The organism is Pseudomonas sp. p21 (assembly GCF_001642705.1).
Lineage (GTDB): Bacteria > Pseudomonadota > Gammaproteobacteria > Pseudomonadales > Pseudomonadaceae > Aquipseudomonas.
The window spans coordinates 153,430-172,824 of the sequence record NZ_LWBV01000008.1; the positions used below are offsets into that span (position 1 = coordinate 153,430).

Genomic DNA, 19,395 nt, shown 5'->3' on the forward strand with positions numbered 1-19,395 from the left:
CCGCTCATGGAAGCGGTTTTAGACCTTTCGCGGGCACGCCCGCTCCCACGGGTTCTTTAAAAAGCCCAAATGGTTGCACCTGACCTGTGAGAGCGGGCGTGCCCGCGAACGGGGGCGGTCAGGTCTTGAGGTTGTACCTGTAGGTTGCACTTTTTGGCATTGCAGTGGTGCACAGGTGTTACCTGGGAGCACCTTTGGTGCATTTGTAAGTGGGTATTTCAGTAATCCGATGATTTGGCGGCCTTTCGGTCAGCCACTGGCCGAAAGCCCTCCAAACCGCGTACTAAAAGGCCCGCCGACTTTTCTGACGAATGTATTCAGCACATGGCGCGCTTATTGCCTGTAGGAAACCGCCGATTGCAGCGACGCCCAGGTCAACCCCAGGCGCGCTCCGTAACCGCAGTCGGCGTGGTCCACTCCTTACAAAGGTAGTTTTAATGAGCGGTAACAATTCCAATGACCTCGCTCAGGGGCTCAAACAACGGCATGTGACCATGCTGTCCATCGCTGGCGTCATCGGTGCCGGTCTGTTCGTTGGCTCCGGCCACGCCATCGCTGCTGCCGGCCCTGCCGTGCTGCTAGCCTATGCTGCCGCCGGTACGCTGGTCGTGCTGGTCATGCGCATGTTGGGTGAAATGGCGGTCGCCTCGCCTGACACCGGGTCGTTTTCTACATATGCCGACCGCGCCATCGGGCGCTGGGCCGGTTTCACCATTGGCTGGCTGTACTGGTGGTTCTGGGTGCTGGTCATTCCGCTGGAGGCCAACGCCGCCGCGGCCATTCTGCATGCCTGGTTCCCTGCGGTTGACCTGTGGGCGTTCTCCCTGGTCATCACCCTGGCGCTGACCCTGACCAACCTGTGCAGCGTGAAGAACTACGGCGAGTTCGAGTTCTGGTTCGCCCTGCTCAAGGTGCTGGCAATCATCGGTTTCATCGCTGTGGGTTGTGCTGCCTTGTTCGGCTTTGTGCCGAGCAGCCAGGTAAGCGGTGCCAGCCACCTGTTCGACACCCAGGGCTTCATGCCTAACGGCCTGGGCGCGGTGCTGGCAGCCATGCTGACCACCATGTTCTCGTTCATGGGTACCGAAATCGTTACCATCGCCGCCGCCGAGTCGAAGGACCCGGGCAAGCAGATCAGCCGCGCCACCAACTCGGTGATCTGGCGTATCTGCCTGTTCTACCTGGTGTCGATCTTCCTGGTCGTGGCCCTGGTACCGTGGAACGACCCGGCCCTGGCCGAGACCGGTTCCTACCAGACCGTACTGAGCCGCATTGGCGTGCCGAATGCCAAGCTGATCGTCGACATCGTCGTGCTGATCGCCGTGACCAGCTGCCTGAACTCGGCGCTGTACACCTCGTCGCGCATGCTGTTCTCGCTGAGCAAGCGTGGTGACGCCCCGGCCATTGCCCAGCGCACCACCAAGTCGGCGACCCCGCACGTGGCGGTACTGCTGTCCACCGCAGCGGCGTTCCTCTGCGTGTTCGCCAACTTCGTGGCCCCGGCCCAGGTATTCGAGTTCCTGCTGGCCAGCTCTGGTGCCATTGCGCTGCTGGTGTACCTGGTGATTGCCGTATCGCAGCTGCGCATGCGCGCCCAGCGTGAAGCCCGCGGCGAGAAGATCACCTTCAAGATGTGGCTGTTCCCGGGCCTGACCTGGGCGACCATTGCCTTCATCATTGCCATTCTGGTGGTGATGGCGCTGCGTGAGGACCACCGCGCCGAAATCATCGCGACCGCACTGCTGAGCATTGGTGTGGTGGCGGCTGGCTTGCTGGTGCACCGCAAGCGTGAAGCTGCCGGGCGGGTGGCGCTGGATAACTGATCCGCGCTGGCTGAAATGAAAAGGCCGCGTCCTGTGAAGGGCGCGGCCTTTTTATTGCCTGTACCGGCCTCTTCGCGGGTAAACCCGCTCCTACAGGTACACCACATATCTCAATTGCGGTGATATCCCTGTGGCAGCGGGTTTACCCGCGAATGGGCGGGGCAGGTCACATGGCCCTGTCAGCCAAACTGCTTCTGCTGCTGTTGCTGCTTGGCAACCAGCTCGGAAGCCGCCACGTAGGCTGCCTGGAACTCATCGCTTTCCAGCCAGGCCATGGTGGCTTCTTCGTCGGCCCCATCCAGCCATTTGCGGTAGGCGTTGAACACCAGCACGATGTAGTCGGTGGCGTGTTCTTCCTTGTGCCCTTTGAGCACCAGGGCCAGCAGCGGGTCCACCAGGAACACCGAGATCATCGGCACCAGGCCGCCTTCCTGGGCTTCCTTCATTTTCTTGAACAGCGGGTCGTAGCTGCCCGACTCCATGGCCTTGTTGTACACCTGCTCGATGCTGGCGCTGTCGCCGGCACTGGCCTTGACTGCCTGGCCGCTGCGTACCATGCGGTTCTGCTTGGCCTTGCTGGCGGCGCGCTTGGCGCGTTTCTGTTGCTTGGTAGGGGTGGCCATGGGGCAATCCTTGGGTGTGTCTGAAAGTGCGCGTATTGAAGCGCAATTGCCCGAGAAACCCAAGTCGTGTGCCGAGGCAACGCAGGCTGGGGCGTTCTGTCATGGACATGCCTCCTGATTATGCCTGCTACCCGGCCTGCGTAACGTCTCTCCCGCTGTCACCCATGTTCGGGTGGCAGCTCGACATTGCGCCAAATCGGCGTTTGCAAATGCGCACAGTTGCGCTGAAGGAGAGAGCGATGAAGCACTACTATCTTGTGACCCTGTACGGCTATGACGGGGAGGGTGAGCTTTTCTATTCGACGGGGTTCGCCAAATGCAACCTGCAGTCAATCACCAAGGCTGACCTTGAGGCGATTGTTCAAAAAGGCAAAGAGGACAGTGAGTTCGAACTTAACCTGCACGGAGTTTCCTATCTGGGCGAAATGACCGAGGATGCCTTCGAGCATCTTCGTTCCATGCAGGACGAATAAGATTCGCCCGCAGCCCGTCTTCGGGCTGCGGTGTCTGTCGAAGGCGGGTCGAGTTTTCAGGCTGCTGGCTGGGGTGCCTCGTCTTCTTCGAACCCGCGTGAAGCCCGGCCTACCAGCAGAGGGTCGGGTGCATGTGCCACCTGAGGGTCCTTGTCCGGGTAGTCCAGCGCGTGCAGGAAATGCCGGATGCAATTGATCCGCGCACGCTTCTTGTCATCGGACTTGATCACCGTCCATGGCGCATCGGCCGTGTCGGTATGGAAGAACATCGCCTCCTTGGCAGCGGTGTAGTCGTCCCACTTGTCCAGCGACTTGATGTCGATTGGCGACAGCTTCCAGTGCTTGAGCGGGTCGTCGCGGCGCGAGATGAAGCGGCGCAGCTGCTCTTCGCGGTTCACCGAGAACCAGTACTTGAACAGCAGGATGCCGCTGTTGCACAGCATCCGCTCCAGGTCCGGGGCCTGGCGCATGAATTCCAGGTACTGCAGCGGCGTGCAGAAATCCATCACCTTCTCGACCCCGGCGCGGTTGTACCAGGAGCGGTCGAAGAACACCATTTCACCCGCCGTGGGCAGGTGCTGGATGTAGCGCTGGAAGTACCACTGGCCTTTTTCCTGCTCGGAAGGTTTTTCCAGGGCAACGATGCGAGCACCGCGAGGGTTGAGGTGTTCCATGAAACGTTTGATGGTGCCGCCCTTGCCTGCGGCATCGCGCCCTTCGAACAGGATCACCACCCGCTGGCCGGTTTCCTTCACCCAGCTCTGTACCTTCAGCAACTCGATCTGCAGCGCGTGCTTGGCCTTTTCGTAGTCCTGGCGACGCATGCGGGTGCGGTAGGGGTAGCTGGCCGGCAGGCGGGCCGAGGTGCTGTCTTCGTTGCTGCCCTTGGGGGCGGTGGCGACTTGCAGTGCCGCAGGTTGCTGGCTGATGCTGGTGATGGTCGGCTCCGGCTTGCGCTGGCGGGGGCGGCGCGTGCGGGCTGTGGTAATGGCGGGCTCGCTGGGGGCGGGGAGCAGGAGGGGGGATTCTTCGCTCATGGAGGTCCTTGCGAGGTCAGGTCGAATGTCCACCTGGCATCTTAAGGATGAGCGATTGATAGCGTTTTGATGTTGGTCAACTTAGGTTGCCTGAATGAGCCATTTCTGCCTGCGGTTCATTGATCTGGAGGCAGATGAGGAGGGAGTGAAAATAAGGGGTATGACAGCTGGCGGAAGATGGTGTGCTTCAACGGGCCCTTTATAGGCCCTTGAGGTGGCCGCAGGGTTGATGCAGCCCAGCAGCCATTGAGCACAGGCCTTACGCAGATTTGGCAGCAGCCTCGAGCATGACTGCTTTCTGGCGTTTTGTGGCTTCAACGAGCACAGTGTTATACACGCGTTTCTTCTCGTCGGACTTGGCATTGCGAATGAACTCCGCGAAGGGGCTTTTTACCTTCTCGGGTGTGGACTTGAAGAGGCTCATGCTTCACTCCTGGGGGTTCTCAAGCGTCGCCTTCAGTTGTTCGCGGGTGAAACGCTCGGGAATGTGGTAGTCGATTTTGTCAACGCCTGCCTTGTAAAGGCGGTTCGAGTTATCAATGTGCTTCAACAGTAGGTCAACGTGGACCTCTTTGCCATACTCTAGCTTAAGGGTATTCACCACGTCACGAGCGGCGAAATACTGTTCGACGAAATGGTCGACCAGAATCCGTCGTCCTTCAGCTTGCTCCCGGGCCTTCACGAACTCCCATGCCAGCTGCGGATTCTGGTAGACGTAGAGAATCTGAACGTAGCGCCCCTTCTGTAGCGAGCGATCAATGTTGCGCCGTGCTACATCCAGGTTGGCCAGCGTCCCATCAAGCAGGAACGACTGGTGCTGTTTGAGGGCGAAATCCAGGATTTTTTCTACCACGATGGAGACCGCGCCTTGGAAGAGGTAGGCGTTTCCGCCTTGGTAGTCGGCAAACTCACTGCGCAGCTCGTCAGGATCAATCCGAAGGATTGGCTGATCGGAGAACAGGTTCAGAAGCTCAATGGAAGCCTCCGTCTTGCCTGCGCCGGGTGAACCAGACATGAAAACCGACACTGGCTCTTGCTCGGCCGGGTACCGATCAGTGCAGGTGAGTTTTCTGGCGATCGCTTTCTTATTGCCTTTGGCAAACGCTATCGCGCTGTCCCATAGCTGTTGCTCTTCTGCCGTAAAAACCATTTGCCTCTCCTTTCAAGCGGGCCGCTTGGGAGAGGAGTCTCGGCTTGAGTAGTAACGGAGTCCAGTGCCTTGTCATGACGGTATGTTGCAGTAGGGGGGGGGGCGCTGGCCGGAGAGGTGGAACGGGTAGAAAACCACAGACAACAAAAAACCCGCACTAGGCGGGTTTCTTGTTGTCGCTTCGGGTAACTTTGCAACCACCAGAAGCTTGAAGGTGGTGCCCAGAGACGGAGTCGAACCGCCGACACGAGGATTTTCAATCCTCTGCTCTACCGACTGAGCTATCTGGGCGACGAGGTGAATTAAATAGACTTTCAGACCGCTCGTCAACGACTTTTTGAAAAAATTTTAAATTAATTCCGTCGCTTACGTTCCGTGGGGTCATTCCGAGGGTGGAACGTAGCCTTCCGCCTGGGCGTATTCTTCGCCAGCGAAAAACTTGTCCATCTCGCCCTGGAGGAATTTGCGGTCCTCGGCGTTCATCATGTTCAGGCGCTTTTCGTTGATCAGCATGGTCTGGTGCTTCTGCCAGTCGGCCCAGGCTTTCTGCGAGATGTGTTCGAAGATGTCCTGGCCCTTGGCGCCGGGGTAGGGCGGGCGCTCCAGGCCTGGCAGTTCTTCTTTGTACTTGCGGCACATCACGGTGCGGGTCATCGGGCGTCTCCTGCGATCAGTTCGTCGGCCGCGCGTTTGAGCAGCTTTTTCACCGGGGCGGCTAAGCCCAGGCGCGGCGGGGTGGCGAGGTTATACCAGAGCCAGTCGGCCTCGGCCACGTGCTGGCCGACCGGGTCGACGCGTACCAGCCAGGGTTCGATCGCCAGTTGGAAGTGGCTGAAGGTATGGGTCAGGCCTTCCATGGCGCGGCTGTCAGCCAGGCGCAGGCCGTGCTGGTAGGCCAGGTCGTCGAGCTGGGCGATGTCGTCCAGCTCCGGCAGGCTCCACAAACCACCCCACAGGCCGCTGGACGGGCGGCGGTAAAGCAGGATGGCGCCTTCTTGGTTGGCCAGCAGCGGCATCAGTGTGCGCCGTTGCGGCAGTGCCTTGCGCGGCTTGGGCTCGGGGTAGCGGGTTTCTTCACCGTGCAGGTGCGCTTCGCAGCCGCGCTGCAGCGGGCAGATCAGGCAACTGGGCTTGCTGCGGGTGCACAGCGTGGCGCCCATGTCCATCATCGCCTGGGTGTAGTGGTTGGCGCGCTGCAACGGGGTAAAGCGTTCGGCCGTGGCCCACAGCTGGTTGGCCACCTTGGGCTCGCCGGGGTAGCCGGCCTGGGCGGTGTAGCGGGCCAGCACGCGCTTGACGTTGCCGTCGAGGATCGGTGCGCGGATGCCCATGCTGATGCTGGCGATGGCGCCGGCGGTGGAGCGGCCGATGCCGGGCAGCTCGGTGAGCTGCTCGACACTGCGCGGGAATTCACCACCATGCTGTTCGACCACGATCTTCGCGGCCTTTTGCAGGTTGCGCGCCCGGGTGTAGTAGCCCAGGCCCGTCCACAGGTGCAGCACTTCGTCCTCCGGCGCCTCGGCCAGGGCCTGCACGGTCGGCAGGGCCTGCATGAAACGGTCGAAGTAGTTGAGCACGGTGCTGACCTGGGTCTGCTGCAACATGATTTCCGACACCCACACCCGGTACGGGGTGATGCCCTGTTGCCAGGGCAGGTCGTGCCGGCCGTGTTCGTCATACCAATCCAGCACGGCGCTGGAGAACTGCTCGGGGCTCATCGCTTGAACAGCCCCTTGAGCGCGTCTTTCACTTCCGGGCTCACTTTGTCTCCGAGTTTTTCATCGATCTTGTCTTGCAGGCGGTTGCCAGCCAGCTTGGCGGCTACTTTGCCCAGGCCGTTCTGGTCCAGGCGGCAAGCCTTGGCGCCCAGCTCCAGCGGGCCGCGGCAGCGCAGCGGTATTTCGACACCCACATAGCGTTCGTTGACCTGGCAGGCCGGGTCCGGCATGGCGCGCTGGTCGCCTTCGACGACCACGCCAACGTTGTAGTCCATGCCCAGCACGCGCAGGTCGAGGTCACCATGGCCGTTGACGGTCAGGCCCGGAATGCGCGCCTTGAGGTCCGGGTTGTTGGCGACGCCATTGCGCACCACCAGGCTGCCACGCAGTTCCTGGAACGGTGTGTCCTTGCCGCGTGGCTCGCCGTTGAGCGATTTGCGGTTCAGCGTGGCGATGGCCTGGCACAGTTGCTGTTCCAGGTTGGCATTGACCAGCACGCCGTCGTTGATGACGAAGTTGGCGTTGCCGTTGAGGGTGTCGACCAGGGCCTTCTGGCTATTGCCGGTGGCCGTCAGGTCGCTGGTCAGGGTCAGCAGGCCTTTGACCGGTGGTGTCTGTTCCTTGCCCTCGGTCTTTATGAAGTGTTCCACCGGCACCCGCTGGATGCTGGTGTTGACACCCAGTTGCGGCACGGCAGGGCGCACATCGACAGTGCCCTTGGCCTCGAAGGTGCCGTTGTACAGCTCACCGCGCAGGGTTTGCAGGGTCAGCAGGCCGCCCTGGCCGATGGCCTTGAGCTGGGCGTCTTCGATCGGCAGTTTGTCCAGGGTCAGCGAGCCGAAGGCCAGGTCGGCCTGCAGGTCGAGGGCGCGCAGGCGGTCGACCGGCAGCAGCTTGTCGTCGCTCCAGGCCACCTGGGTCGGGGCGTTGGGCAGCGGCGTGGTGCCGGCACCGGCGACTGCGCTGGCCTCTTGTTGCTTGACTTCGGCCTGGCGTGCGGCGGTGGCGCCCTTGGCCTCTTCGCTCTTGGCCGGCAGGTAGCGGTCGGCGTCGAAGGTGTCGCCTTTGAGCTGCAGGCGCAGGGCCTGTCTGGCGAAGTCTTCGACGGCCACGCGGCCACTGAAGGTGCTGTCGTCCAGCTTCACCGCCAGGTCTTCCAGGGCCAGGCTGTTCGGCGTGCCCTGCAGGCGGGTGACCAGCTCCAGCTTGGCGAAGGCCGCCGGGTCGTTGGTGGCCGGCAGCGGGCGGCCGATGCTGTCGAGGAAGGTGCGCAGGTCGAACTGGGCGATGGACAGGCCACCGCTCAGCTGTGGCGCCTTGTCCAGGTCACGCAGGTTCAGTTCGCCCAGGGCGCGCAGCTGGTTGGCCGAGACTTTCAGGCCGCTCCACGAGGCGACATTGGCGGCCAGGTCGACCAGCAACTGGCCCTGGGCGGCGAAGGTCACGGCCTTGCCGCCGGTGGGTTCACCCGAGGTTTCGCCCGACAGGCGCATGTCTTCGAAGTTGTAGCGCTTGAGCTTGCGGTCGAAGCGCAGCTCGCCGGCCAGTTCGGTGCGGGCCTTGATGTTCGGCTGGCTGGCACTGAGGAAGGCGCTGGCCTTGAGCGGAATGTTCGCCCCTTCGTGGACCGGGCCGGTGCTCAGCTGGATGCTTTCGGCGCTGTAGCTCTGGCCGGTCTTGGCATCGGTGTACTGCACGCGGGCGTTGTTCACGGTCAGGCTGTCGATGTCCAGCTTGACGGCGCGTTCGTTGCTGGCGGCCGGCGCCGACGCCTGTTCGGTCGGTGCCTGGGCTGGAGCACTGGCCTGCGCATCGGCGCTGGCGCCGTTTTGCGCGGGCAGCGGCTTGCCAATGTCTTCCCAGTTGCCATGGCCGTGTTCGTCACGGGCCAGGGTCAGGTTCAGGCCCTCGACGCGCACGTCACTCATCTGCACTTCACGGCGCAGCAGTGGCAGCACCCGTACCGACAGGCCGAGCATTTGCAGGTCGGCGAATGGCTCCTTGGGTTTGTTCAAGGTGGCGATGCTCGCCTCGTGCAACTCCAGGCCCAGCCACGGGAACAGGCTCCAGCCAATGTCACCGTTGAGGGTCAGCTCGACGTGAGCCTTGTCACGTGCCAGCTGGCGAATCTCGTCTTTGTAGTCGTTGGGATCGAAGAGGTGGGTCAGGGCGAAGCCCAGCGCCACGATGATCAGCAGCAACCCGAGAAGCCCAAGTCCCAGGATTTTGCCGAACGCTTTCATGGGCGAGTCCTTGTAGTCCGTTATTGAAATTCAAGCGCCAGAGTATAGCGCCGCAGCCGTTGCCCCTGCGTATTCGTCTAGAGATACAGGGTGTTTCCTACGCGTACAGCAGATGGTACGGCTTTCGACAGTATTTTTGCTGTACGCGATCAGCTGTGGACTTCAGAAAGAGGACCGTTTCAGCCGAGCAAAAATTAACGATATCAGATTGCTTTCATGCTACTTGGTGCTGCTACCCTTGCGCCGCTTTGCCTGCACCCTCCCTATAAGAAGGACCTAATCCTATGAGTAGTACCGTCGCGGCGGGGACCCTGGCCAGTGCGCCAGGCTTCCTGTCGAAGGAGCGCATCATCGCCCGCCCGGGCTTCAACCGCTGGCTGGTCCCGCCCGCCGCCCTGGCCATTCACCTGTGCATCGGCATGGCCTATGGCTTCTCGGTGTTCTGGCTACCACTGTCGCAAGCCCTCGGCATCACCGCCCCGGTCGCCTGCGCGGCGGACATGGGCTTCATGGCCCGTATGTTCAGCGCCGAATGCGATTGGCCGATCTCCATGCTGAGCTGGATCTACACCCTGTTCTTCGTCTTCCTCGGTTGCTCGGCGGCCGTGCTGGGTGGTTGGCTGGAACACGCCGGCCCGCGCAAGGCCGGCCTGGTGTCGGCGCTGTGCTGGTGCGGCGGCATGCTGATTTCGGCCCTTGGCGTGAAAACCCACCAGCTGTGGCTGATGTGGCTGGGTTCCGGCGTAATCGGCGGTATCGGCCTGGGCCTGGGCTACATCTCGCCAGTGTCGACCCTGATCAAGTGGTTCCCGGACAAGCGCGGCATGGCCACCGGTATGGCGATCATGGGCTTCGGCGGCGGGGCCATGGTCGGTGCGCCGCTGGCCACCGCGCTGATGGGCCACTTCGGCAATGCGCAGGAAGTGGGTGTGTGGCAGAGCTTCGTCGCCATGGCGGCGATCTACTTCGTGTTCATGATCGCCGGTGCCCTGGCGTATCGCGTGCCGCCGACCGGCTGGAAGCCTGAAGGCTGGAGCGCCCCGGTGAAAAAGGCTGGCAACACCATGGTCACTGACCGCCACGTGCATGTCAGCGTGGCCTGGAAGACCCCGCAGTTCGCCTTGATCTGGTTGGTGCTGTGCCTGAACGTGTCGGCGGGTATCGGCATCCTCGGCATGGCTTCGCCATTGCTGCAGGAAGTGTTCGCCGGCAAGTTGCTGGGCAACGAGCTGAGTTTCAGCGAGCTGAACAGCACCCAGCTGGCGCAGATTGCCGCGATCGCCGCCGGCTTCACCGGCCTGCTGAGCCTGTTCAACATCGGCGGGCGGTTCTTCTGGGCGTCGTTCTCCGACTACATCGGCCGCAAGAATACCTATTTCGCCTTCTTTGCCCTGGGCGTGGGCTTGTACAGCCTGGTGCCGAACATGGGGCACCTGGGTAACGTGGCGCTGTTCGTGGCGGCGTTCTGCATCATCCTGTCGATGTACGGTGGTGGTTTCGCCACGGTACCGGCCTACCTGGCCGACCTGTTCGGCACGCAGATGGTCGGCGCCATTCATGGCCGCCTGCTGACCGCCTGGGCGGCGGCGGGGGTGCTGGGGCCGGTGCTGATCACCTACCTGCGCGAGTACCAGTTGGCGGCGGGGGTGGAGCGTGCAGCTGCTTATGACATGACCCTGTACATCCTCGCCAGCCTGCTGGTGCTGGGCTTTGTCTGCAACATGCTGGTGCGACCGGTGGCCGACAAGCATTTCATGAGCGATGCCGAACTGGCTGCCGAGCGGGCGTTGAGCCATGACAAAGGTGCCGACGGGGCGCGGTCGCTGGAGTGGAAGGCGGCGCCGGGTAGCCTGCCGCTGGTGTTGCTGGCCTGGGCGGTGGTGGTCGTGCCGTTGGCCTGGGGTGTTTGGATTACCCTGCAGAAGACGGCTGTGCTGTTCCATTGATTGGGGGCGCTTTGCGCCCCTTTCGCGACTCAAGGCCGCTCCCACAGGTGACCGCATGCCTCTGTGGGAGCGGCCTTGTGTCGCGATGGGCTGCAAAGCAGCCCCAGATCACCCGGTTGTATAGACCTGTAGCGGCATTCGGCCCCCGTAATTGCTTGCTTTGCCATATGTCATCCGCGTTTCAAGCCGGCGCGTTCTAGGCCTATAATGAAGCCCTTTTCGCCTAATGATTTTGCGGAGCTGGTGATGGTCGAACGTAAGGCTTCCGTCGAGCGCAATACCCTGGAAACCCAGGTCAAGTGCTCGATCAACCTCGATGGCAGTGGCAAGGCCCGATTCGATATCGGTGTGCCTTTCCTTGAACACATGCTGGACCAGATCGCCCGCCATGGGCTGATCGATCTGGATATCGAGTGCAAGGGTGACACGCATATCGACGATCACCATACCGTCGAAGACGTCGGCATCACCCTGGGCATGGCATTCGCCCAGGCCATCGGTGACAAGAAGGGCATCTTCCGCTACGGCCACGCCTACGTGCCGCTGGACGAAGCGCTGTCGCGCGTGGTCATCGACTTCTCCGGTCGCCCGGGCCTGCAGATGCACGTGCCGTACACCCGCGCCAGCGTCGGTGGCTTCGATGTCGACCTGTTCCAGGAGTTCTTCCAGGGCTTCGTCAACCACGCCCTGGTGACCCTGCACATCGACAACCTGCGTGGCCACAACACCCATCACCAGATCGAGACCGTGTTCAAGGCTTTCGGCCGCGCCCTGCGCATGGCCATTACCCTCGACGAGCGCATGGCCGGGCAGATGCCTTCCACCAAAGGGTGCCTGTAAATGCAGACGGTAGCCGTAATCGACTATGGCATGGGCAACCTGCACTCGGTGGCCAAGGCGCTTGAGCATGTAGGTGCCGGTAAGGTGCTGGTCACCAGCGATGCTGCGGTTATCCGCGAAGCCGACCGTGTGGTGTTTCCGGGGGTGGGCGCGATTCGCGACTGCATGGCCGAAATCCGCCGCCTGGGCTTCGACAGCCTGGTGCGCGAAGTCAGCCAGGACCGCCCGTTCCTCGGCATCTGTGTGGGTATGCAGGCACTGCTTGACCACAGCGAAGAAAACGACGGTGTCGACTGCATCGGCCTGTTCCCCGGCCAGGTGCGTTTCTTCGGCAAAGACCTGCAGGAAGACGGCGAGCACCTGAAGGTGCCGCACATGGGCTGGAACGAAGTCGGCCAGACCAACGACCACCCACTGTGGCACGACATCCCCGACCGAGCGCGGTTCTACTTCGTGCACAGCTACTACATCAATGCCGGCAAGCCGGCCCAGGTGGTCGGCCGCGGCCATTACGGTGTCGATTTCGCTGCCGCGCTGGCCGATGGTTCGCGCTTTGCTGTGCAGTTCCACCCGGAGAAGAGCCATACCCATGGCCTGCAGCTGCTGCAGAACTTCGTCGCCTGGGACGGGCGCTGGTAACCCATAGCTTCAAGCTTCGAGCTGCAAGCCTCAAGCAAGCTTGCAGCTCGTGACTTTCTGAGGAACAAGCATGCTGATTATCCCCGCTATCGATCTGAAGGACGGTGCCTGCGTGCGCCTGCGCCAGGGCCGCATGGAAGACTCCACGGTATTTTCCGACGACCCGGTGAGCATGGCCGCCAAGTGGGTCGAGGGTGGCTGCCGCCGCCTGCACCTGGTCGACCTCAACGGCGCCTTCGAAGGCCAGCCGGTCAACGGTGAAGTGGTCACCGCCATTGCCAAGCGTTACCCGACCCTGCCGATCCAGATCGGCGGTGGCATCCGCTCGCTGGAAACCATCGAGCACTACGTCAAGGCTGGCGTCAGCTACGTGATCATTGGCACCAAGGCGGTCAAGCAGCCGGAGTTCGTTGCCGAAGCGTGCAAGGCCTTCCCGGGCAAGGTCATCGTTGGCCTGGACGCAAAAGACGGCTTCGTCGCCACTGATGGCTGGGCTGAAGTGAGCTCGGTGCAGGTTATCGACCTGGCCAAGCGTTTCGAGGCCGATGGCGTCTCGGCGATCGTCTACACCGACATCGCCAAGGACGGCATGATGCAGGGCTGCAACGTGCCGTTCACCAAGGCGCTGGCAGAAACCACCTCGATCCCGGTGATCGCCTCGGGCGGCATCCATAACCTGGGCGACATCAAGGCCCTGCTGGACGCCAAGGCCCCGGGCATCATCGGCGCCATCACCGGCCGTGCCATCTACGAAGGCACCCTCGATGTCGCCGAGGCCCAGGCCTTCTGCGACAACTACCAAGGCTGAGGACTGAACCATGGCACTGGCCAAGCGCATCATCCCTTGCCTGGACGTGGACAACGGCCGGGTGGTCAAGGGCGTCAAGTTCGAGAATATCCGTGATGCCGGCGACCCGGTGGAAATCGCCCGTCGCTACGACGAGCAAGGTGCCGACGAAATCACCTTCCTCGACATCACCGCCAGCGTCGATGGCCGCGACACTACCCTGCATACCGTCGAGCGCATGGCCAGCCAGGTGTTCATCCCGCTGACCGTGGGCGGTGGCGTGCGCACCGTGCAGGACATCCGCAACCTGCTCAATGCTGGTGCCGACAAGGTTTCGATCAACACGGCTGCGGTGTTCAACCCGGAGTTTGTCGGCGAGGCAGCGGACCGTTTCGGTTCGCAGTGTATCGTTGTCGCCATCGACGCCAAGAAGGTGTCCGGGCCGGGTGAGCAGCCGCGCTGGGAGATTTTCACCCACGGTGGGCGCAAGCCGACCGGGCTGGATGCCGTTGAATGGGCGAAGAAGATGGAAGGCCTGGGGGCTGGCGAGATCCTGCTGACCAGCATGGACCAGGACGGCATGAAGAACGGCTTCGACCTGGGTGTTACCCGTGCGATCAGTGATGCGCTGGGTATTCCGGTGATTGCCTCGGGTGGTGTGGGGAACCTGCAGCACCTGGCTGACGGCATTCTGGAAGGGCACGCCAGTGCGGTGCTGGCGGCCAGTATCTTCCATTTTGGCGAGTACACGGTGCCAGAGGCCAAGGCCTATATGGCTTCGCGCGGGATCGTCGTTCGCTGACAGAATGCCGGGAGGGCTTTGCCCTCCATTCGCAGCACAAGGCTGCTCCTACAAGGTTACGCGGTCCTTTGTAGGAGCAGCCTTGTGCTGCGAAAGGGCCGCAAAGCGGCCCCAATTCCGTCAACCGTGGTTCTTGCCGAGCAGCGCGTGATAAAGCTCGGTATCCCCAAGAATCCCCACCACCTTGTCGTTGTCCTGCAACACCAGCTTGTTGCCGGTCTGGTAACGAATCTGCAGCGCGTCGCGCATGCCGATATCTGCATTTACCAACGTTGGGCGGCGGCCCAGCAGCTCCACATCCTGCCCTGGTGCCCAGTTCTGCAGGTCAAGCCCGTTCTGCCCTTGGCGTGCGCGCTTGATCGAGCCACCTTCGCCAAGGTCCAGCCACGAGTCGATGCCGGGATCGATGCACACCGAGCCATTCACCCGCTTGCAGTTGTCCAGGCTGCGCATCAGGCTGCGCCCGCACAGCACGTTCAGCGGGTTGGTATGGGCGACGAAGGTGCGCACATACTCGTCGGCCGGGTTGAGCACGATCTCTTCCGGCTTGCTGTACTGGATGATCCGCCCGTCCTTCATGATCGCGATGCGGCTACCCAGCTTCAGGGCCTCGTCCAGGTCGTGGCTGACGAACACGATGGTCTTGCTCAGCTTGGCCTGCAGGCCAAGCAACTCGTCTTGCAGGCCTTGGCGGATCAGCGGGTCCAGTGCCGAGAACGGTTCGTCCATCAGCAGGATGTCGGCATCCATCGCCAGCGCCCGGGCCAGGCCCACGCGCTGCTGCATGCCGCCAGACAGTTCGTCCGGCTTCTTGTTGCGCCACTGGGTCAGGCCCACCAGCTCAAGCTTCTCGTCAACCAGCTTGCGCCGTTCCTTCTCTGGGCGGCCCTGCATTTCCAGGCCAAAGCTGATGTTCTCACGCACCGTCAGCCAGGGCATCAGGGCGAACTTCTGGAACACCATGGCAATGCGCTTGGTGCGCATCATCTTCAGCTCGGCCGGGGTGCAGTGGGCAATGTCGATGTGCTTGCCTTCGTGCTCGACGAACAGCTTGCCGCGGCTGACGGTGTTGAGGCCGTTGATGCAGCGCAGCAAACTCGACTTGCCCGAACCGGACAGGCCCATCAGCACGCAGATCTCGCCCTTCTGGATATCCAGGTTGGCCTTCTCGACACCTACCACCAGGCCGGTCTGCTTGAGGATCTGCTCGCGGGTCTGGCCCTGGTCGAGCAGGGCCAGCGCTTCGCGCGGCTTGTTGGAGAAGATGACGTCGACGTCTTCGAAACGAATGATGCTCATGCTTCACCCCTTACCGGCAGGTCCGGTTGCTTGCAGATACGGTCGAGCATGATCGCCAGCAGCACGATCGCCAGGCCCGCTTCGAAGCCCAGGGAAATATCGGCGGTGTTCAGTGCGTTGACCACAGGTTTGCCCAAGCCGTCAGCACCGACCAGGGCGGCAATCACCACCATCGACAGCGACAGCATGATGCACTGGGTAACGCCGGCTGCGATGCTTGGCATCGCGTGCGGCAGTTCAATCCGGGTGAGCAGCTGGCGCCGCGAGCAGCCAAAGGCCTTGCCGGCGTCCATCAGCTCTTGCGGGACGTCGCAGATGCCCAGGTAGGTGAGGCGGATCGGCGCGGCGATGGCGAACACCACCGTCGAGATCAGCCCCGGCACCACACCCAGGCCGAACAGGGTCAGGGTGGGGATCAGGTAGACGAAGGTAGGTACCGTCTGCATCAGGTCGAGTACCGGGCGCATGGCGGTATAGAACATTGGTTTGTGCGCGGCGACGATGCCCAGCGGCACGCCGATGGCCACGCACACCACCGTGGCGAAGGTGACCTGCGCCAGGGTTTCCATGGTCTCCTGCCAGTAACCCAGGTTGAGGATCAGCAGAAACGACAGGGCAACGAATGCGGTCAGCGCCCACTTGCGCTGGATGAAATGCGCCAAGGCGGCGAACAGAGCGATGAGCACGAACGGATTGAAGAAAGTCAGGGCGCTGGTGACGCCATGGATCATGAACTCCAGGCCTTGCGCGATGGCGTCGAAGTAACTCGCGCCGTTCTGGGTCAGCCACTCGACGAACGACGCGATGTACTGGCCCAGAGGTATTTTCTGATCGATAAGCATGATAGCGAGCTTCCACCTGCATAGATTGAAATCACCCGGGGCAGGCACGGGCCTGCCCCGAGGTAGCGCTATTGCGTATTTCGTTATTGCGTCAGCTTGGCCTTGGCCGCCTCAAGGCCGGGTTTGCCATCCACGGTGGTAACGCCGGCCAGCCAGGCCTCCAGTTTGCCAGGGTTGTCCTTGAGCCACTTCTTGGCAGCCGCCTCGGGTTTCATCTTGTCGTCCAGGACATAGCCCATCATGGTGCTTTCATCCTTGAGCTCGAACGACAGATTCTTCAACAGCTGGCCAACGTTGCTGCATTCCTGCACATAACCCTTGCGGGTGTTGGTCAATACGGTCGCCTTGCCGAAGTCGGGGCCGAAGAACTCGTCCCCGCCGGTCAGGTACTGCATCTTGAAGCGGGTGTTCATCGGGTGCGGTTCCCAGCCGAGGAACACCAGCGCCTCGCCGCGTTTCTGCGCGCGGTCGACCTGCGACAGCATGCCGGCCTCGCTGGACTGGACGATCTTGAAGCCGGCGTCCTTCAGGCCGAAGGCGTTCTTGTCGATCATGCTCTGGATGGTGCGGTTGCCATCGTTGCCGGGTTCGATGCCGTAGATCTTGCTGTCGAGTTCTTTCTTGAACTTGGGAATGTCGCTGAAATCCTTCAGGCCCTTGTCATACAGCGCCTGGGGCACGGCCAGGGTGTATTTGGCGTTTTCCAGGTTGGCGCGCACGGTTTCTACAGTGCCGGCGTCGCGGTATTGCTTGATGTCGTTCTCCATGGTCGGCATCCAGTTGCCGAGAAACACGTCCAGGTCCTTGCCGGTGGCCAGCGACTTGTAGGTCACCGGTACCGAGATCATGGTGGTGTGGGTCTTGTAACCCAGTGCTTCGAGCACAACGCTGGTGGTCGCGGTGGTGACCGTGATGTCGGTCCAGCCGACATCCGAGAACCGTACCGTCTGGCATTGCTCGGGTTCGGCGGCCTGGGCCAGCAAAGGCGCGGACAGCAACGCAACCAGCAAAAGCGAGGGTGAACCTTTCATGGATGGACTCCTGTGATTTTGTCTTCGGGTTCGCTTGGGTCGCCGGGCTTTCTCAGGGTCCGGTCGACCAGGCCTGCAGAGGGCAGGATGCGTGGCCGTGCTTTACGAGTCGCTTTCGATAATCCTCCAGCGCTGGGCAATCGCCTACTGGTGGGGTCGTAACCAGTACGGAACGGGTCGTATCCAGTATGGGCGATGTCGCTTATGGATTTTTCCACCCCTTCAGCCGCATTTTTACGTCACCAGGCCGCCGGAAAGCGGCGAGGTGAGGGCAGCTCCACACGTAAAAACAGCGCGGCGCTGCTGGACAAAAGTACGTCGGTTGCAGACGGCGAGGGGGGCGGTAAAAGCCCGATGATGCGTGCATTCAAGGCGGCCCGCTGTTTCAGCCTAGCAGCTGCCCCGCCCTGCGCATGGCGCGCAGAGACAAGCCCAGCAAGAGGTGATTCGATAATGGCCATCAGCGTGTTCGACCTGTTCAAGATCGGTGTCGGGCCCTCCAGCTCCCACACCGTCGGCCCCATGCGTGCTGGCGCCCTGTTCGTCCAGGGCCTGCGCGAACGCGGCGAGCTGGAACGTGTGAAGCGGATCGAAGTGCGCCTGTATGGCTCGCTGTCGGCCACCGGTATCGGTCACGGCACCGACAACGCCACCATCATGGGCTTGATGGGCGAATGGCCTGACGCCATTGACCCGACCCAGATCGTGCCGCGTATCGCCGACCTGCGTGAAACCAACACCCTGCAGCTGGACAACCGCCTGCCCATCGAATTCGTCTGGGCCCGCGACATGCTGCTGCTGGACGAGAACCTGCCGTACCACCCCAACGCCATGACCCTGATTGCCGAAGGCGAGCAGGGCGAGTTGCACCGCGACACCTACTACTCGGTGGGTGGCGGTTTCGTGGTCGATGCCGCCCAGGCCGCCAGCGGCGTGCTGGATGCCGACCAGACGGTGCTGCCGTACGACTTCAACAGCGCTGCCGAACTGCTGCGCCTGTGCAAGCAAAACGACCTCAGCGTGTCGCAATTGATGATGGCCAACGAGAAGGTCTGGCGCAGCGAGGAGGAGATCCGTGCCGGCCTGTACAAACTCTGGGAGGCCATGCAGGAGTGCGTCAACAATGGCTTGAAGTACGAAGGCACGTTGCCCGGCGGCCTGAACGTACGCCGCCGTGCCGCCAAGCTGCACCGCAGCCTGCAGGAAATCGGCAAGCCCAACGTGATCGGCTCGACCATGAGCGCCATGGAGTGGGTCAACCTGTTCGCCCTGGCGGTCAACGAAGAGAACGCCGCCGGCGGGCGCATGGTCACTGCGCCGACCAATGGCGCTGCCGGCATCATTCCGGCGGTGCTGCATTACTACATGCGCTTCAGTGATGCGGTGAACGAGTCCAGCGTGGTCGACTTCTTCCTCGCCGCTGCGGCAGTGGGCATCCTGTGCAAGAAGAACGCGTCGATTTCCGGTGCCGAGGTTGGCTGCCAGGGTGAAGTCGGCTCGGCCTGTGCCATGGCCGCAGCGGGCCTTGCCGAAGTGCTGGGCGCTACGCCGCCGCAGGTGGAGAACGCCGCTGAAATTGCCCTGGAACACAACCTGGGCCTGACCTGCGACCCGGTCGGCGGGTTGGTGCAGGTGCCGTGCATCGAGCGCAACGCGATTGCTGCGGTAAAGGCCATCAACGCAGTGCAGATGGCCCTGCGTGGTGACGGCGAGCATTTCATTTCCCTCGACCAGGTAATCCGCACCATGCGCGATACCGGGGCCGACATGCACGACAAGTACAAAGAGACCTCGCGCGGTGGCCTGGCGGTCAGCGCTATCGAATGCTGATAGTTTGATCTGGCCTCAAGGCCCCCTTCGCGGGCACGCCCGCTCCCACAGGAACTGTGCAATCCCTGTGGGAGCGGGCGTGCCCGCGAAGGGGGCCTTGAGATTGAAACAGGTGCAGCACAGCTACAAATGTCTCTTTATGGTGCAAACGACGCATACCGATCGTCGGGTGTCGTTATCAGTGTGGGCATTGTCGGTGACACTCAAGAGTGTCGTTTCTGGGCATCCTAAACTGCGCGTGTCACCAAATTGCTCAGCCGTTACACGCACAACGCCTAGCACGCCTGTTTTGCGAAGATTGGCCAACGCGGT

At 62.0% G+C, this 19,395-nt stretch carries 18 protein-coding genes and 1 tRNA gene; 8 read left to right on the forward strand and 11 right to left on the reverse strand.

Going from position 1 to position 19,395, the window contains the following annotated elements:
* Positions 1-437 precede the first annotated feature (437 nt).
* The gene (gene gabP, locus A4C63_RS21505) at positions 438-1,823 is read left to right on the forward strand and encodes a GABA permease (RefSeq protein ID WP_013970487.1); all 1,386 of its coding nucleotides are present in this window, start codon (positions 438-440) and stop codon (positions 1,821-1,823) included.
* Between the two features lie 179 nt (positions 1,824-2,002).
* Here the strand turns inward: gabP and A4C63_RS21510 are convergent, their stop codons facing one another.
* Entirely contained in the window at positions 2,003-2,446 is a 444-nt protein-coding gene (locus A4C63_RS21510) for a hypothetical protein (protein WP_013970488.1), read from the reverse strand.
* A gap of 239 nt (positions 2,447-2,685) precedes the next feature.
* On the opposite strand from A4C63_RS21510, the gene A4C63_RS21515 reads away from it, so the two are divergent.
* Entirely contained in the window at positions 2,686-2,919 is a 234-nt protein-coding gene (locus A4C63_RS21515; RefSeq protein WP_063914489.1) for a hypothetical protein, read from the forward strand.
* A gap of 56 nt (positions 2,920-2,975) precedes the next feature.
* Here A4C63_RS21515 and ppk2 read toward each other — a convergent pair whose 3' ends face one another.
* The 7 genes from ppk2 to A4C63_RS21545 all read right to left on the reverse strand — a co-directional run bounded on the left by ppk2 (position 2,976) and on the right by A4C63_RS21545 (position 9,067).
* A complete protein-coding gene (gene ppk2 / locus A4C63_RS21520) occupies positions 2,976-3,956 on the reverse strand; it encodes a polyphosphate kinase 2 (RefSeq protein WP_063914490.1) in 981 nt (326 codons plus the stop codon).
* Positions 3,957-4,215: 259 nt separating this feature from the next.
* Positions 4,216-4,380: a hypothetical protein gene (locus A4C63_RS26605; protein ID WP_172827546.1), complete on the reverse strand. Its 165-nt coding sequence runs from the start codon at positions 4,378-4,380 to the stop codon at positions 4,216-4,218.
* A gap of 3 nt (positions 4,381-4,383) precedes the next feature.
* Positions 4,384-5,106, reverse strand: a complete 723-nt coding sequence (locus A4C63_RS21525) for a zeta toxin family protein (protein WP_063914491.1) — start codon at positions 5,104-5,106, stop codon at positions 4,384-4,386.
* Positions 5,107-5,321: 215 nt separating this feature from the next.
* Positions 5,322-5,397: transfer RNA gene (locus tag A4C63_RS21530), tRNA-Phe, on the reverse strand.
* Between the two features lie 90 nt (positions 5,398-5,487).
* On the reverse strand, positions 5,488-5,760 hold the full coding sequence (locus A4C63_RS21535) for an oxidative damage protection protein (RefSeq protein WP_003257478.1): 273 nt from the start codon (positions 5,758-5,760) through the stop codon (positions 5,488-5,490).
* On the reverse strand, positions 5,757-6,824 hold the full coding sequence (mutY, locus tag A4C63_RS21540) for an A/G-specific adenine glycosylase (RefSeq protein ID WP_063914492.1): 1,068 nt from the start codon (positions 6,822-6,824) through the stop codon (positions 5,757-5,759). Before mutY ends, A4C63_RS21535 begins: the two co-directional genes overlap by 4 nt.
* On the reverse strand, positions 6,821-9,067 hold the full coding sequence (locus A4C63_RS21545) for an AsmA family protein (protein ID WP_063914493.1): 2,247 nt from the start codon (positions 9,065-9,067) through the stop codon (positions 6,821-6,823). The genes mutY and A4C63_RS21545 overlap by 4 nt, the downstream gene beginning before the upstream one ends.
* Positions 9,068-9,351: 284 nt before the next feature.
* On the opposite strand from A4C63_RS21545, the gene A4C63_RS21550 reads away from it, so the two are divergent.
* The 5 genes from A4C63_RS21550 (at position 9,352) to hisF (ending at position 14,081) form a co-directional block, all read left to right on the forward strand.
* On the forward strand, positions 9,352-11,013 hold the full coding sequence (locus A4C63_RS21550) for an OFA family MFS transporter (protein WP_063914494.1): 1,662 nt from the start codon (positions 9,352-9,354) through the stop codon (positions 11,011-11,013).
* 246 nt (positions 11,014-11,259) lie between these two features.
* Complete coding sequence (hisB, locus tag A4C63_RS21555) at positions 11,260-11,853, forward strand: imidazoleglycerol-phosphate dehydratase HisB (RefSeq protein WP_003255736.1); 594 nt, start codon at positions 11,260-11,262, stop codon at positions 11,851-11,853.
* The gene (gene hisH / locus A4C63_RS21560) at positions 11,854-12,492 is read left to right on the forward strand and encodes an imidazole glycerol phosphate synthase subunit HisH (RefSeq protein WP_063914495.1); all 639 of its coding nucleotides are present in this window, start codon (positions 11,854-11,856) and stop codon (positions 12,490-12,492) included.
* A gap of 70 nt (positions 12,493-12,562) precedes the next feature.
* Positions 12,563-13,300 carry a 1-(5-phosphoribosyl)-5-[(5-phosphoribosylamino)methylideneamino]imidazole-4-carboxamide isomerase gene (gene hisA / locus A4C63_RS21565; protein ID WP_063914496.1) on the forward strand — a complete coding sequence of 246 codons (738 nt, stop codon included), beginning with the start codon at positions 12,563-12,565 and terminating at the stop codon, positions 13,298-13,300.
* A gap of 10 nt (positions 13,301-13,310) precedes the next feature.
* A complete protein-coding gene (gene hisF, locus A4C63_RS21570) occupies positions 13,311-14,081 on the forward strand; it encodes an imidazole glycerol phosphate synthase subunit HisF (RefSeq protein ID WP_025337372.1) in 771 nt (256 codons plus the stop codon).
* Between the two features lie 120 nt (positions 14,082-14,201).
* On the opposite strand, the gene choV is transcribed toward hisF, so the two are convergent.
* The 3 genes from choV to choX form a co-directional block, all read right to left on the reverse strand.
* Entirely contained in the window at positions 14,202-15,380 is a 1,179-nt protein-coding gene (gene choV / locus A4C63_RS21575) for a choline ABC transporter ATP-binding protein (RefSeq protein WP_063914497.1), read from the reverse strand.
* Positions 15,377-16,225: a choline ABC transporter permease subunit gene (gene choW / locus A4C63_RS21580; protein ID WP_172827548.1), complete on the reverse strand. Its 849-nt coding sequence runs from the start codon at positions 16,223-16,225 to the stop codon at positions 15,377-15,379. The genes choV and choW overlap by 4 nt, the downstream gene beginning before the upstream one ends.
* A gap of 80 nt (positions 16,226-16,305) precedes the next feature.
* A complete protein-coding gene (gene choX / locus A4C63_RS21585; RefSeq protein ID WP_063914499.1) occupies positions 16,306-17,253 on the reverse strand; it encodes a choline ABC transporter substrate-binding protein in 948 nt (315 codons plus the stop codon).
* 453 nt (positions 17,254-17,706) lie between these two features.
* Between choX and A4C63_RS21590 the strand changes: the two genes are divergently transcribed.
* Positions 17,707-19,083, forward strand: coding sequence for an L-serine ammonia-lyase (locus A4C63_RS21590; RefSeq protein ID WP_063914500.1), 1,377 nt, complete (start codon positions 17,707-17,709; stop codon positions 19,081-19,083).
* The last annotated feature ends 312 nt before the right edge of the window (positions 19,084-19,395 follow it).

What these genes read in the sequence shown, in the direction of transcription:
- gabP (WP_013970487.1), top strand. Translation starts at nt 438, where the DNA reads ATGAGCGGTAACAATTCCAATGACCTCGCTCAGGGGCTCAAACAACGG.
- A4C63_RS21510 (WP_013970488.1), bottom strand. Translation starts at nt 2,446, where the DNA reads ATGGCCACCCCTACCAAGCAACAGAAACGCGCCAAGCGCGCCGCCAGC.
- A4C63_RS21515 (WP_063914489.1), top strand. Translation starts at nt 2,686, where the DNA reads ATGAAGCACTACTATCTTGTGACCCTGTACGGCTATGACGGGGAGGGT.
- ppk2 (WP_063914490.1), bottom strand. Translation starts at nt 3,956, where the DNA reads ATGAGCGAAGAATCCCCCCTCCTGCTCCCCGCCCCCAGCGAGCCCGCC.
- A4C63_RS26605 (WP_172827546.1), bottom strand. Translation starts at nt 4,380, where the DNA reads ATGAGCCTCTTCAAGTCCACACCCGAGAAGGTAAAAAGCCCCTTCGCG.
- A4C63_RS21525 (WP_063914491.1), bottom strand. Translation starts at nt 5,106, where the DNA reads ATGGTTTTTACGGCAGAAGAGCAACAGCTATGGGACAGCGCGATAGCG.
- A4C63_RS21535 (WP_003257478.1), bottom strand. Translation starts at nt 5,760, where the DNA reads ATGACCCGCACCGTGATGTGCCGCAAGTACAAAGAAGAACTGCCAGGC.
- mutY (WP_063914492.1), bottom strand. Translation starts at nt 6,824, where the DNA reads ATGAGCCCCGAGCAGTTCTCCAGCGCCGTGCTGGATTGGTATGACGAA.
- A4C63_RS21545 (WP_063914493.1), bottom strand. Translation starts at nt 9,067, where the DNA reads ATGAAAGCGTTCGGCAAAATCCTGGGACTTGGGCTTCTCGGGTTGCTG.
- A4C63_RS21550 (WP_063914494.1), top strand. Translation starts at nt 9,352, where the DNA reads ATGAGTAGTACCGTCGCGGCGGGGACCCTGGCCAGTGCGCCAGGCTTC.
- hisB (WP_003255736.1), top strand. Translation starts at nt 11,260, where the DNA reads ATGGTCGAACGTAAGGCTTCCGTCGAGCGCAATACCCTGGAAACCCAG.
- hisH (WP_063914495.1), top strand. Translation starts at nt 11,854, where the DNA reads ATGCAGACGGTAGCCGTAATCGACTATGGCATGGGCAACCTGCACTCG.
- hisA (WP_063914496.1), top strand. Translation starts at nt 12,563, where the DNA reads ATGCTGATTATCCCCGCTATCGATCTGAAGGACGGTGCCTGCGTGCGC.
- hisF (WP_025337372.1), top strand. Translation starts at nt 13,311, where the DNA reads ATGGCACTGGCCAAGCGCATCATCCCTTGCCTGGACGTGGACAACGGC.
- choV (WP_063914497.1), bottom strand. Translation starts at nt 15,380, where the DNA reads ATGAGCATCATTCGTTTCGAAGACGTCGACGTCATCTTCTCCAACAAG.
- choX (WP_063914499.1), bottom strand. Translation starts at nt 17,253, where the DNA reads ATGAAAGGTTCACCCTCGCTTTTGCTGGTTGCGTTGCTGTCCGCGCCT.
- A4C63_RS21590 (WP_063914500.1), top strand. Translation starts at nt 17,707, where the DNA reads ATGGCCATCAGCGTGTTCGACCTGTTCAAGATCGGTGTCGGGCCCTCC.